Origin of the sequence: Paenibacillus sp. FSL P2-0121 (genome assembly GCF_037975345.1) — a bacterium.
In the GTDB taxonomy this organism is placed as follows: domain Bacteria; phylum Bacillota; class Bacilli; order Paenibacillales; family Paenibacillaceae; genus Paenibacillus_AQ; species Paenibacillus_AQ odorifer.
This window is the reverse complement of the sequence record NZ_CP150245.1, coordinates 6607775-6622098: the sequence shown is the minus strand read 5'-3', so window position 1 is coordinate 6622098 and position 14324 is coordinate 6607775. Positions and strand designations below refer to the sequence as shown.

Annotated in this window: 12 protein-coding genes; 9 read left to right on the top strand and 3 right to left on the bottom strand. The window is 45.5% G+C overall.

Going from position 1 to position 14324, the window contains the following annotated elements:
• Nucleotides 1–334: 334 nt before the first annotated feature.
• The 3 genes from MKY54_RS29245 to MKY54_RS29235 form a co-directional block, all read right to left on the bottom strand.
• Nucleotides 335–646 (bottom strand): antibiotic biosynthesis monooxygenase, encoded by a 312-nt coding sequence (locus tag MKY54_RS29245; protein ID WP_076201979.1) that lies wholly within the window; start codon nt 644–646, stop codon nt 335–337.
• Between the two features lie 936 nt (nt 647–1582).
• Nucleotides 1583–2302 (bottom strand): 3-ketoacyl-ACP reductase, encoded by a 720-nt coding sequence (locus tag MKY54_RS29240; protein WP_036681981.1) that lies wholly within the window; start codon nt 2300–2302, stop codon nt 1583–1585.
• A gap of 148 nt (nt 2303–2450) precedes the next feature.
• On the bottom strand, nt 2451–3998 hold the full coding sequence (locus MKY54_RS29235; protein WP_076182015.1) for an FAD-dependent oxidoreductase: 1548 nt from the start codon (nt 3996–3998) through the stop codon (nt 2451–2453).
• Nucleotides 3999–4157: 159 nt separating this feature from the next.
• Here MKY54_RS29235 and MKY54_RS29230 point away from each other — a divergent pair, with 159 nt between their 5' ends.
• From MKY54_RS29230 to MKY54_RS29190, 9 genes are all read left to right on the top strand, one after another.
• The gene (locus MKY54_RS29230; RefSeq protein ID WP_076123985.1) at nt 4158–5516 is read left to right on the top strand and encodes a spore germination protein; all 1359 of its coding nucleotides are present in this window, start codon (nt 4158–4160) and stop codon (nt 5514–5516) included.
• Complete coding sequence (locus MKY54_RS29225) at nt 5516–6616, top strand: GerAB/ArcD/ProY family transporter (protein WP_076123983.1); 1101 nt, start codon at nt 5516–5518, stop codon at nt 6614–6616. The genes MKY54_RS29230 and MKY54_RS29225 overlap by 1 nt, the downstream gene beginning before the upstream one ends.
• Entirely contained in the window at nt 6613–7710 is a 1098-nt protein-coding gene (locus MKY54_RS29220; protein WP_339188808.1) for a Ger(x)C family spore germination protein, read from the top strand. The genes MKY54_RS29225 and MKY54_RS29220 overlap by 4 nt, the downstream gene beginning before the upstream one ends.
• Nucleotides 7711–7801: 91 nt before the next feature.
• Nucleotides 7802–8197: a transcriptional repressor gene (locus MKY54_RS29215; RefSeq protein ID WP_076123979.1), complete on the top strand. Its 396-nt coding sequence runs from the start codon at nt 7802–7804 to the stop codon at nt 8195–8197.
• A gap of 220 nt (nt 8198–8417) precedes the next feature.
• Complete coding sequence (locus MKY54_RS29210) at nt 8418–10394, top strand: methyl-accepting chemotaxis protein (protein WP_339188806.1); 1977 nt, start codon at nt 8418–8420, stop codon at nt 10392–10394.
• Nucleotides 10395–10509: 115 nt separating this feature from the next.
• The gene (locus tag MKY54_RS29205) at nt 10510–11322 is read left to right on the top strand and encodes a uroporphyrinogen-III synthase (RefSeq protein WP_339170288.1); all 813 of its coding nucleotides are present in this window, start codon (nt 10510–10512) and stop codon (nt 11320–11322) included.
• 205 nt (nt 11323–11527) lie between these two features.
• Nucleotides 11528–12166, top strand: a complete 639-nt coding sequence (locus tag MKY54_RS29200; RefSeq protein WP_076123974.1) for a ThuA domain-containing protein — start codon at nt 11528–11530, stop codon at nt 12164–12166.
• Between the two features lie 98 nt (nt 12167–12264).
• Nucleotides 12265–12612, top strand: a complete 348-nt coding sequence (locus MKY54_RS29195) for a phasin family protein (protein ID WP_036681962.1) — start codon at nt 12265–12267, stop codon at nt 12610–12612.
• Complete coding sequence (locus MKY54_RS29190; RefSeq protein ID WP_076123972.1) at nt 12613–14280, top strand: AarF/UbiB family protein; 1668 nt, start codon at nt 12613–12615, stop codon at nt 14278–14280. It abuts the gene before it with no gap.
• The last annotated feature ends 44 nt before the right edge of the window (nt 14281–14324 follow it).

Below are 14324 nucleotides of genomic sequence, written 5' to 3'. Positions count from 1 at the left end.
GTTTATAAACAAACAGGGATGTCTCAGAGCCATATTGGCTCCGGACATCCCTGTTTGTTTTAGGCTTGGGCACAGGACATCGCTGGATAATAGCGCTGCTTGTACCAACTAACTTAATTGTATCTATTAGGCTAATCAATCAGTCTGCTTGACGATAGTTATTCTAAGTATTCACTGTGCTAATTAGTATCTAGAAGCGATAACTGTGTTAATTAGCGGCTGATTGTCTTAGCCAAGAGGTAAAAGACAATTAGCTAACTGTACTTATCGGGCAACTATCCCGTACACACTGCTGGTTCCATCAAGCTACGGCTCTGTTTGGGGGTCCAAATACTTAGTTACCGGGCGTGCGGCTGATCATTAGTTCATATTTATCGATGGAAGCACCCAGGATTGCGTCATTACCACCAGCACCACGGTGCGACTGACGGAAGGACTCGCTGGAGGTCCAGCCTTTGAATGCATCCTCATTCTCCCATACGGTGCAGATTTTTAGTTCCTCGACACCTTCCTTGGCATTTCCACGCCAAACCTCCATACGTACAAACCCCGGCATATCCTGCACACCATTATTTCCTCCGAAACGTTGAGCAATAGCTTCGCCATGGCCTTCTTTTACTTTAATAGTATTAGTTACTACCAGCATGATAGATAAACCTCCGATCAGAAAGTTAGTATATTTTTCAGGACATTGTGAATCGAAATAATATAACATGGGAACCTCGAAAATTAGCCAATATCTCAAGGTAACATCGTGATTTTCAACTAACAAAATAAAAGACCATCCCACAAGACACAAGAGTGCGGGCGTTTAATTGCACTTTGTACACTTAAATTATCCATCACACCAGAAACGATCGAATAAGTGTATTCTCTGCAACTAATTTATGCGAATCTGGTGAATCGCCGAGATTAGCCTTCTTTTAACTGTATAGAGTGCAATTAAAGTATGATTTCTCCTCTAATTGCGCTGAATAGATGTACAAAGTGCAACTATTATCTATTTAAACGTTAAGTATTGTGCAAACTCAGGTACCTGCGGAAAATCAAAGTGTCTACCGCAAGTAAAGTGGCTTTAGCAAGTTAAAGTAACTACTGCACGTTAAAGTAACTACCGCAAGTAAAGTGCCACCTCAACCGTAATGTTACTCTAAGCCAAAGTGCCAACCCAACTCCAAAGTTTTTACTCAAAACCACCATTACAGCTAGCACCTAATTTCAGTCCCAGTTCCCTAATTAAGCCCCCAAATGAAGTTACATTGCAGAATGTGCAACAGAATAGCCTGAATGTTATCTGAATAAGGCAGTCTGTTGCATTCTGTACAATAGAATCAAGCCCAAATCGCCTAAAAAGGAGGGGAGCCACTAAACTGATTGCACAACGTGCAATCACCCAAGGTTTCGCCCTTAACTAGAGGGATTCAATTGCACAAAGTGCAATTAGAAAACGCAGTAGAGCAATCCTGAAGCGTTATCCCGCACCACGTGCAATCACCCAAGGCCTCACCCTCGTCTAGAGCGATTCTATTGCACAAAATGCAATCCCCCAGATCACCCGGCTCCCCCCGCGTCCAGCGCGATTTTATTGCGGATTGGTGGTCCATAGTCCTGCTGTTTTTAGGAAGACGCGATCCGGCAGCTTCAAAGCTGTCAGTGCCAATTCAGCAACATCTTCAGGTTGCATCATGCGGTCTTCGTCACCGATTTTAAGTCCAGCATTGGAAGCTAGGCCAGTGTTGACGGTGCTTGGAGTCAAGGCTACGACGCGAATATTGTGTTTGCGCACTTCTTGTGCGAGGGCTTCGGTCATGCCCATGAGAGCGAACTTGGACGCGCAATAAGCAGAGCCTGTCGCGAAGCCGCGTTCTCCGGCTGTGGATGAAATATTGATGATATTTCCGCCATTTTTCTCAATCATCGCAGGCAGTGCAGCACGAGTTACGTAATAAGTACCGTAAAGATTAACTTGGATGTGGCGCTCCCAGTCTGCAGGATCCATTTCTACTAAAGTGCCGAATTTTGCGATCCCGGCATTGTTGATTAATGCATCAAATGCTCCAAGCTCATTTTGCAGGGAAGCAACAGCACGTTCAGCTTCTTCGCGTACGGCGATATCGGCCACGGCAATGCTGACTTTAACGTCATATACTTCCGTTAAGGCTGATTTTAACGCTTCGAGATCACCTGAAGTTCTGGAGATCAGGCCTAAATTAGCACCTTCCTTAGCCAGTGCCATTGCCAAGGCTTTTCCGATCCCTTTGCCTGCACCAGTAATTACAACACTCTTTCCTCTCAAATCCATCTCTATCGTCACTCTCCTTCAAACTTTTTTGAAGCAGCTGCTTCATTCAAGTCTTATTATACCTGAATGCTATAGGGCAATTACAATCGCCCCTTAGAAAAGGGACTGCAAATTTTCATGAAGCCGAACTGCCTTTTCATGAAAAGTATTATTCATGGAGTTTCGTCAGCGGTACCGAAGCAGGGCCCTCTAAAACTTCGCCATCGTAGGAGAAGCGGGAACCATGGCAAGGGCAATCCCAAGAGCGATCCCCGTTGTTCCATTCGCATTCACAGCCCATATGGGTGCAGGTTCTATCCACCAGATGAAGTTTACCTTCTGGATCCTTATAAGCTCCCACACGTTTGCCATCATGGAACACAACGGCTCCTTCGTCAGCTTCCAAATCAGTTGTCTTTTTATGGACGATTTCCACTTTGCCCGCCACGAGCTCTTTTGCCACATTGGCATTTTGCACGATGAAGTTTTTTAGACTGGTGCCAGCTTTGAAGCGGGACGGATCGTACAATTCGGTATACGGATTATCTTTGCGCTGAATCTGATCCGAGATAATCTGTGCGGCCAGCGTACCGCTTGTCATGCCCCATTTTCCAAAACCTGTGGCGATATAAATCTCTTCGTTGTCCGAAATCTTGCCGATGTAGGGCACTCTGTCTAGGGTGATTAAATCCTGTGCTGCCCAGCGGTAAGGGATTGTTTTGATGCCGAGCAGATTTCCTGCGAATAGCTCCAAATTCTCATAATGTCCTATCGTACAGATGCCCTGGCCTGTCTTATGGTTGTCTCCCCCGACAATGACCAGATTCCTGCCTTCCCACTCTACTGCACGAAGAGAACGGGTGGGTTCGCTTGCACTTAGATACATTCCACCCTCAAAATCCGTTTCAGGCTGGATCGCCAGACAGTAGGAACGTTCAGCATGCAGCCGCGAGAAATATAGTGCTCCTCCATCGTAGAATGGGAAATGAGAAGCTGAAACGGCGTAGCGGCAGGTGATCCGATGCTCGTCCTTTTCAGTAAAAAGCGTAAGCTTATCGTTCTTCTCCACCTTATCCGCCATCATCGTATGCTCATAGATTACGCCACCTTTATCCTGAATGACCTTCAGTAGCCCCTTCAGATATTGCAGCGGGTGAAAGCGGGCTTGTCCTGGTAATTTAATGGCACCACTCGCCATCAGAGGGATAGAGACGTTATCTAGCCATTCTCCGGGCAGACCCAATTGTTCATAGGCTTTATACTCTTCCTCCAGTTGTTTAAGCGTTTTATGATCTTCAGCATCCGCGTACAGAAAAGCCGCCTCATGTTTCATGCCGCAGGATACTTCAAGTTCCTCAGCCGTATTCTGGATCCAATTCATAGCCTCGCTGTTCGAGCGATAATAGAGCCGGGCTTGCTCCTGCCCAAAATGCTTTATCAAATGATGATAGATTAACCCGTGCTGTGCTGAGATTTTTGCACTGGTAAAACCCGTAGTGCCACTCAGAATTTCTCCGGCTTCTAAGAGTGTGACTTTGTAGCCTGCGTTGCTGAGGAGATAGGCTGTTGTAATGCCTGTAATTCCACCGCCTACCACTGCCACATCTGTAGAAATATCTTCAGCCAGCTTTGGAAAAGCCGGTAAATCCGTGGTATCTCTCCATAATGATTCCGGAAATTGTGGAAGACTTTGCGTTATTTTACGGTTTGGGTCCATCTATTATCCCTCCATCTTTACAATCTTCATCTCATTTATTACCACAGTCCTGTGAAAAGAAACTTCCCATTCCATCGTGCTGTGCATGAATTCAGAGAAACAGTGCCAAAATAAGGTGGAAACTGGGACGTAAAGGATAAATAGGAGGGATGATGTTCCATGTCAGTTCAACAGGATAAGGACAATATTTCTCTGGAATGGATCAAAGATCAGCTGAACGGGTTCGCGGATTTAATCGATAAAACAAGCGTTGCCCCTTTTGGGCAAATCAACCTGCTATATATCAAAAGTGTTACAGATGCGCAGACACTCAGCCGCCACGTGATTGCGCCGTTTTATGAAATGGAGAGTATTAGCGCTTATCAGGATTACATTATGACTTATCCGGGCACTGAAGAGGCGACTACGAGAGAGAAGGCGATCGACCTTTTGCTCAGTGGTTATGTGCTTCTGGGTATAAAAGATGTGATATATTTCTTCGATGCTATGAGTACGGAGAGCAGCGGTGTTAGTGAAACGTCTGCCGAAAGTATTTCACAGGGGCCGTCAGATGCACTGACAGAGGATATAGCGATTAATTTGAACATGATTCGGCGGCGTTATCAATCCACTAATCTCAAAATGGAGACCATGGTCATCGGCGATGTCTCTAAAACAAAGATAGCTATTTTATACGATGACAGTCGTGTTGACCATAACGTTTTAAAAGAATTAAGGGAGAAGATGGGAACGCTAAAGGTTGATATTTTGCAGGCTACAGGAGAGCTTGAGAAGTTTATAAGCAGTGACAAATTAAGAATACTCCCTAAGTCCATCATCACCGAAAGACCGGATAGAGTGGTGTTTAATTTGTCTGAAGGAAAAGTAGCGATAGTGCTGGATACAACCGGTTATGCGATAGTGCTGCCTTCTATTTTTAATGATTTCTTTACATCCATGGATGATAAAATACAATTTCCTATCGTGGGGCGATTCCTAAAGCTGCTTCGGATTATCGGTGTGTGCATGACGTTGTGGCTGCCTGCGCTCTATGTAACACTCACCTCGTATAACCCAGAGATTATTCGTGTGCAGATTGCCTTGCTTATTGCGGGCAGTCGTGCGACTGTGCCTTATCCATCTTTTGTGGAAGTGCTTTTAATGCTCATGATGATGGAGTTTCTGACTGAGGCGAGCTTACGGCTCCCCAAGGCAATTGGTCCAACGGCCACGACGGTAGGGGGGCTTATCTTGGGGCAGGCAGCGACGGCAGCAGGACTTGTAGGAAATATCATGATCATATTGGTTTCTGCTGTTGCGATATCCAATTTTCTAATTCCGCTGAATATGATGAGCTTGTCCATACGAGTGCTGAAGTATATATTTCTAATTGCCGCAGCTTTTTTAGGATTGGTTGGGGTAGTAGTCTGTGTCGTGGGATTCGCAATGTATTTATGCAAACAGCGTACCTTCGGACAACCTTATTTCAGATTGTTTTTTCTCGATAATCTCGGCAAGAAGAAGGGTGGAGAGCATTGATGGCCAAAAGCCGTTATTTCTACTGTCTTTTTCTGATGAACAGCCTGATCAACATCATTAATTTTGTTCCAAGGGAACTAATAGACAGACGTTTTGGTGGCGCTTTGATGTCCATACTAATCGGAACGATTTTGGGCACTTTGTTTGTCTATATATTTACTGTACTGATTGCTAAATTCCCCGGCAAGGGGTTCCCGGAAATATTTGACTCTTTGCTTCCTAAGAAGTTATCCAGAATCTTACTGGTCCTTTTTGCTGGCTTATGGTGTGTGGCCGGGGGAGTTACATTGCTTTCTTTTGTAGATATTACGCTGCGGTTTATCAGTCCGGATTCGAGTCCTTATACGGTTGTGATCAGTTTTTTAGTCTTGGTCTGCATCTGCTGTCGCTTCGATTCTCTATCACTCTTGTATGGGCTTGAAATCATTCTCAGCGTATCCTTACCTTTAATTATTTATGGCCTCGTAAAAGCATTGACCAATCCGGACTTTAATTGGGATTCTGTTCTGCAGGTCACTACATACTTCTGGCATAAGCCGGACCTAATGAGCCTTGCGGCGGCTACCTTTTCGTTTAGCGGTTACTTAAACCTGGCCATATTTAATCGGGTATTTCATGGGCTGAAGCTGAAGCATGTCTGGATTTTAGGGGTGGAGGGTCTTTTCGTATTACTCTTGACTTTTTTAGTTCCCATCGGCTATTTCGGAACCGTTGCTATTGATAGACATGTGTATACATGGTTCTCGACGGCCGACAGTATTCGGATGGAATCCTTTATTATTGAACGGATGCTGTTTATTTTTTATTTTGCCTATTTAAGTTTATCTCTGGTGAGTGTAATCGTTCATTGGCATGGAGGTTTAGAGCTTTTTAAAGGTGCTCTTTCATCTGCAAAAAAACAGTCCCCAAAAGCAGAGCGCTGGAAAGAGTGGGGGATCCTAGGCTTGTTTAGCGCGATGGTTCTGTCCTTAATGGGGCAGGATCAGTATCAACTTAATATGTTTGGTGCCTGGTTTCTGCAAATTCGCTGGTTTGGTGAGATGTTCATCATCGCTCTGTTGTTTTATTGTTATCGCAAAGCTAGGAGGGGGAAGCTATGAGAAGAGTACTTGCTGGAATTGGAATTACCTTGCTCCTTCTTCTTCCCGGTTGTGACTTCAAGGAGATTGATTTGCGGATTTTCGTGTTAGCGATCGGCGTTGACCAAGGTACAGAAGCAGGGAATTTTAAAATTAGCTTGAAACTTGCCATCCCTCAGGGGGATGTTACTAAGATTGATGAGAAGATGCAAATCTTGACCGAGGAGTCTCCAAGCATTTCGGAAGCCCTTCGTAGAATGAAATCCAGAGTGGAAAAGGAGCTTGATTACTCCCATTGTAAATCAATTGTTTTGGGGGAAGGGGTTGCCCGTGAAGATATTCTCCATGTTATGGATTGGGCTGTGCGACGTAGAGATATCCAGCTTATTGTCAATTTTGCAATAGGGCGTCCGGAAGCACTTCAAGTGCTGAAGGTAAGACCCGAATCGGAGCGGATCCCATCGAATTCTCTTATTCTGGCTATGAGTGGACAAGGCACAGAGTCTCCATTTATTTCTAGTGTGTATTCCTTTCAGCTGATGAGAAATATCTTTGAGGAGGGGATTGATCCAATCCTGCCGATTATCGAGGCTAAAGGGGATAAGGAGTTTTTAATTGATAAAATTGCTCTGCTGAATAACGAGAAAATCAAAATGGTTCTTACGCCCAACGAAACCCGGCTATATAATCTGTTATCACGCCCGAATCTGCGAACCAACTTACCCGCCCATTCCGAAGGCATTATGTATCAATACTACACAGAGAGATCATCTTCAGACTACAAAATCCTGACTCCAGAGCATGGGAAAGCTACTATTCGTTATCGTATTAAGATAAAAGGTATTCTCGAAGAGAGCAGTAGCCCCGATTTGGTGACACATCACATGTTGAAGAAGATCCAGGAAGCCGGGGAAAAGGAATTGGAAGCGGATATCTTAGCATTGCTGACCAAAATTCAAGCCAGTGGCCTAGATCCCTTTGGTTGGGGGCTGCATTATGGAGCAAGGCATTTTAATAACGATACGGAAATGAAAGTGTGGAAGGGGCTCTATTCAGATCTTAAATTTGAGATTAAAGCAGACGTGAATATTAAATATTCAGGGATGATCAAGTAGCTGGGAAAGTAAGGTGTGGATAAAAATGGGATTGACGTTCCCATTCACAAGATTTATACTTGATCTAAAAATAAGTTAGAGGATGATAGTAATGAAAAGTCTAAATTTGACCTCCCAACGTCAAGCCGTTTACGATATCGTCCTTAATTCACATGACCATCCTACTGCTGCGGAAGTAATGAATCGGCTAGTAGAGCAGGGACATAGCTTAGCATACGGTACGGTATATAACTCTCTGCGTTATCTTTCAGATAAACAAATGATTCGTGAGCTTAAGCTTGGTGAAGCTGCCAGCAGATATGACGCACGTATGGATGATCACCAGCATATCATTTGTGAGGTTTGTGGAGCAGTGGATGAGGTTATGAATCAAGTTCCGCGTGAATGGATGAATACAGTGGCCAAGGATACCGGTTATACCATTGGTCATGCTCATGTAGTATTCGGGGGCGTCTGCCCAAACTGTAAGAACAAAAAGAATAATTAGGATAGAGGTGCCGGAGCCTGTGCTGCGGTAATAATATGTATATCCGGAGAGACCGCTTTCATTGAGGCGGCCTTTTTTGTTGCATTTATATGACAATTCTCAAAAAAAATGAGAAAAACAAAGAAAGATAGGAGGAAAATCGGTTCCTAAAACAGATTTTAAATTATATATTAAGTCTGGTAAATGTATCCTTGCCTAAGACTCAGATGAGAGAGAGATGATGACGTCTATGAAAAAAAATGCGGGTATGACTATCCGTACCAAGTTAATTCTTACATACCTAATAATACTGCTGCTGCCCAGTATTATAATAGGCTGGCGAACCTATCAAGCTGCCAGCCAGGAAGTGGAAGATCAACTGGTGAACAATGCTACCGAAAGTGTGTTGGCCGTAAATGAAATCATTAACTCTAATATTCAATCCAAAATAGATGCGATTTCTTATTTTGCCGCGGAGTTTTCATCTGAGGGGACTTCCTCTGCTGTAAAAGCCAGACTGAAGGAATATGTGGCGCTGCATCCGGATGTACTGGACATTTATGTGGGTACAAGCAATGGCAAGGCTATTCATGCTTTAGATGCTAAGCTGCCAGAGGGTTATGATCCAAGGCAGGAAAGCGCCTATATTAATTCTCTGAAGCAAGGAAAAGGGGCTGTGATTTCTCCAGCTTTTCAAACCGTAAATAAAGAAACCGCGATTGCGATATCAACGGTTCTTAAGGGCGGTGATGGGGTGATCACAATGAATCTCAACCTGTCTACTTTAGGGGAGTTGACCTCAATTAAGGTGGGCAAGGAAGGTTATATCCTCATCGTTGATAACAGCAAGAAGTTTCTAGTTCATCCTACAGAAGCTATCGGGCAGGAATCGTCTGATGATTTTGTTAAGAAAATGTTCGAGAAAGAACAAGGGGTCTTCGATTATGTCTTCAAGGATACGTCCAAAAAGATGACCTTTATGGTCAATGAACTGACGGGTTGGAGAATCGGAGGTACGATCAGCATTGATGAGGTTAACTCAGCAACTAGTGGAATTCGCGATACAGCTCTGCTTGTTATTGTAGTTTCCGTTCTGCTTGCGCTGGTTGTGATCTATTTTAATATTCAATCGATTTTGAGACCGCTTTTCCGGCTGCGGAAAGCAACTGCGGTGATAGCCAAAGGTGATCTGTCGGAAGACATGGGTGTTTTCCGTAAAGATGAAATAGGGCTGCTGGCAGAGAATTTTCAATTAATGGTGATCAGCTTGCGCGAGATGATCATTGGCGTGCAGGAGATGACAAGCAATGTATCCTCCTCAGCGGAAGAACTGACGGCTAGTGCGGATCAGACTGCCCAAACGATTGAGCAGGTGACCATAGCGATTCAGGACGTAGCGGCAGGGACGGAGCGACAGGTGGTTAGTGTACGAAAAGGAATGGAGAGCACTGCCGCTACAGCTAGTGAGGTCGAGCAGATTTCCACATATATGGAGCAAGTATCCACAATGATGGACAAGACTTCACTCTCAGCATCAGAAGGTAATGATTCGGTTATCAGCGTGGTGGACAAAATCAATGGTATCCATGAAACGGTCGGAGAGCTGGGCAGTGTAATTGACAAGCTGAATGAAAGAACCAGTCAAATTGAGGGCATTGTTGGTGTCATCACCGGGATTGCCCGCCAGACCAACCTGCTGGCCCTCAATGCTTCCATTGAGGCAGCCAGAGCCGGGGAACAAGGGCGTGGATTTGCGGTGGTTGCTGCCGAGGTGCGTAAGTTGGCAGAGGAATCAGAGAGATCCGCACATTTGATTGCCGAACAGATTACCGCTATTAATAGTGAAATGCTGCTGGTAACTCATACGATGGAAGACACCAGACAGCGCGTATCCGAAGGTATTGAGGCTGTGGATACTTCCGGACGTTCTTTCTCTCGTATCCGAAGAGCAGTAAAGAGTGCCGCGGAGAAGATTGAAGCCATGGGTGGGGTTGTGCAGACTTTATTGGTGGAATCTAATGATATGGAGAAGGCTATTGGGGAAATTCGCGGCATATCGGAAGAGGCGGCTGTGAATACGGAAACTATCGCAACTGCCGCACAAGAGCAGCTTGCTTCTGTAGAGGAGATGGCATCCTCGTCTACCGACCTTAGCCGTCTTGCAGAAGAACTGCAGAAGCTGGCGAGCCGCTTTAAGATAAACGCTTCTGGTAATTAGATTGATTTCTGATAGGACAACCGTGCTTTTTATCTTCCCTTTTGAACTCCTTTGCAAGTATACTGATAAACAATAATGTTGGGTTAGGCAATGGAGAGAGGAGAGATAATAGGAAATGGCAGAGCAATTAAAAGGGTTCACTGTCGCCTTGGCGGGTCCGCGCAAATCGGAAGAAATGGCCAAGCTGGTTCAGAATATGGGGGGAACGGCAGTATGCCGGCCTGCTCAAGGGACTGTATTTCTAGATGATGAGGCATTGCAGGAAGGTTTGAATGCATGGATCAATCAGCCTCCTTACTTGGCGATCCTGACTACAGGGATGGGACTTGATGCTCTCTTCGATATGGCTGAGCGAATGGGGATCGAAGAACGTTTCTTAGAAGTACTTTCTGGTTCTATTATTGCCGCACGGGGTTATAAGACAGTGAATGCTTTGAAAAAAAGAGGACTTACGCCGGAGGTTCGTGACGACGACGGAAGTACAATCGGATTGATTCGTGGGCTTCAATCCCTGAATTTGCAGGGGAAAGAAGTCGTTCTTCAGCTGCACGGCGATCCAGCTCCTCATATGCTTGCATGGCTGCAGGAGGCTGGGGCTACTACCCGCCAAGTGCTGCCGTATCGCCATACCCCACCTGAGCCGGGCGAACTGGAAAGATTGCTTCTAGAAATCATATCAGGCAAAATTGATGCCGTGGCTTTTACGAGTGCACCACAGTTTCGTTTCCTCTGTCAATTTGCCCGGGAACAGGGAAAGCTGGAAGAAATGCTGAAGTCTTTCGAGGATAAAGTGCTTGCTGTTTCTGTAGGACGGATTACCTCTGAGGCGCTTAAAGAAGAGGGCGTACAGCGTATCATTATGCCTGAGCATGAACGGATGGGAAGCATGATTGTAGAGCTAGGCAAATATGTGGCGGCGAATCGCTAAGTCACAAGTTGCGTCAGCTTTACACGAATGACGTTATCGCACAGAAGCATTCCCGCCTGTTATCATGGCCGGGGATGCTTTTTTACCCGGAAAAATAAGCCCAAAGAGCAATATACCTGCCATCTGCATGGACATTCGCGGCAGTTTTCCTTAGAATATAGGCAACATGTGACGAATAATAACAACGAATAAGGAGGAGGATCCCATGGACAAGAGAAAATGTCTATTACTTGGTGATTACACCCATCCCCGGTTTCATCCACTTCAAGGAGTGGACCAACAAATTAGTGAGATCTTAAATGATCTATTAACCGTGCAATGTTCAGAAAATAAAAAATTAATGCGCATTGAGCATTTAGCAAGTTATGACCTATGTATTGCTTACAATGAATTGTGGAACGAAACAGTCTCCCCTCAACAAACGGCTGGTTTGCTCAGCTATGTAAGTGGAGGAGGCGGACTCATTGTTCTTCATACGGGAGCTTCGCTGACGAAACGTAACGAGCTTGCACAGCTAATCGGGGGTCGATTTAACGGACACACAGCTTACGAACCCCTGAACTTCAAAGTGCTAGAGCATGACATTACCGAAGGTGTGGAAGATTTCCAATTGGATGAGGAGCCCTATCATTTTGAATTTGACCCGTTCACAGAACGGACTATTCTACTTCAATATGAATCTGAGGGGCAATGGATTCCAGCTGCATGGTGCCATAGCTATGGTTTAGGACGAGTAGTATTCCTTATGCCTGGTCATCATGAACCTTCCTTCCGTCATCCGGCACTACGTAAACTAATTCTACAGGCGGCTACTTGGGCTGCCCGTATTCCGGTCACTAACTAAGCAATGTTGTGTTTTTTTTGAAATACGTACACAGTGGGGTATACTTTAATCATAAACTCCGTTATGTAATGAAACGGAATCTTTGGGAGGAAAGTGCCATGAGTGATTTGTTTAAAAAAGCGATCTCTTTAGGAGTGGGCCTCACCATTGTCAGTAAGGAAAAAGTAGAGAAGGTTGTTGAAGAACTAGTGAAACGCGGGGAGCTTGCTCCTTCGGAATCTAGGGCTCTCGTCGATCGGCTAATTGAACGTGGTGAGGAAGAACGAGGCATGTTCAAATCTGCTGTACAAGAGCAAGTACAACGCGTGCTGAAGGAAATGAATGTGCCTGTACAAAACGATATTGCCGAGCTGGAAGGGCGAATTGCAGTATTGGAGCGCCGGTTGGCCGAGCTAGAGGGAATTTCCCATCTAGAGGGAACATCGGCGGAAACGCGTTCGGACTAAATGGCAGTACGCATTAGACATGCCGGACGTTACCGGGCAATCGCCATGGCGCTTATGCGCCATGGTTTTGGCTATATGGTGGAAGAGCTGGGGCTCTATCACTTACTATCCCTTCCACGTCGTCTTGTAACGCAGGAAGCACACACAAGCCTTACGCTCGGGGAGCGGATTCGGCTGGTGCTGGAGGATTTGGGTCCAACCTTTATTAAGCTGGGACAACTCGCCAGTACCCGTTCAGATCTGCTGCCTGATTCTATTATTCAGGAATTGGTAAAACTACAGGATAATGTGCCTCCTTTTCCTGTCGACCGCGTGCGCGCGATCATTGAGCAGGAACTGGATCAGCATATGGATGAAATCTTTAATTCTTTTGAGGATACGCCACTTGCTGCGGCATCCATCGGTCAGGTGCATAGGGCTGTGCTTCACAGTGGACAAGTCGTAGCTGTTAAAGTTCAACGTCCGGGTATTCTGCGAACGATGAGCAGGGATTTGGAAATCCTCAAAGATTTAAGCACGCTTGCTGAAAAGCGGCTCGCTTGGGCGAGGCAATATCAGCTGTGCCGTATGGTAGAGGAGTTCTCGAAATCGCTGCTTGGCGAGCTGGATTACAGCCAAGAGGGGCGTAATGCAGAGAAAATCGATCAGCAGATGGATTATGAGGGAGTGTACATCCCGGATATCTATTGGGACTATACGTCAACACGAGTGCTGACGATGGAATATGTGGTAGGGACAACGCTGAGTCGTCGCGATGAGTTGCTGAGTAAAGGCGTTAAGCTTAAAGCCATTGCTCAGCAACTTGTGGAGATGATGCTTAGACAAATCTTCATTCATGGTTTTTTCCATGCTGATCCTCATCCGGGCAATGTTATACGGATGGGTGATGGAAAGCTGGCTTTGATTGATTTTGGCATGATGGGTCGGCTGAATGAGGAGATGAAGGAGCAGCTGTCTGCACTTATTATCGCTCTGATGCGCAAAAATACGGATGCAATGGTCCGGGCAATTTTGCGTCTTGGAGTCATTCCCGAGGATGCTGATCGAAGTGCGCTGCATGATGATATGGATCGGCTGCGGGATGAATATTATGATGTTCCATTTAGCAAAATGAGTATAGGCAAAGCCCTGAATGATCTGTTTGGCATAGCGCGAAAACACCGTCTAGTGCTGCCGCCGGATTTGACGATGTTAGGGAAGACAATGCTCACGCTGGAGGGAGTCATCAGCAACTTAGATCCAACCATCAGTATTTTGGAGATGGCGGAACCCTTTGGGCGGGAACTTGTGAAGCAGCGCTTTAGCGGCAGTCGATTGCAGCGTAAGTTCCTGGGAGGCGTAGCGGACTTAACAGAGAGTCTGCTGGAGCTTCCTGGGCAGGCAAAGCAGTTATCCGCGCTGATCAGTAAGGGGAAGATAAAGGTGGAGATTGTGGCACCTGAGATGCAGAATCTGGAGCGTAAGCTGGACCGGGTAGGTAACCGTTTAGCTTTCAGTATTGTGATGCTCGCGTTTAGCATCATCATGACAGGACTCATTATTGGTACTGCGATGCGTGGACAGCCCTCAGTGTTATGGAATTTCCCTACAGTGGAGGTTGGCAGCGTAGTGGCACTTCTGATGTTCTTGTGGCTGATCTATGCGATTTTTAAATCGGGAAGGTTCTAGATTAAGGGATTTGAATAATTATTCTTCAGCAGTTTCACACAAAT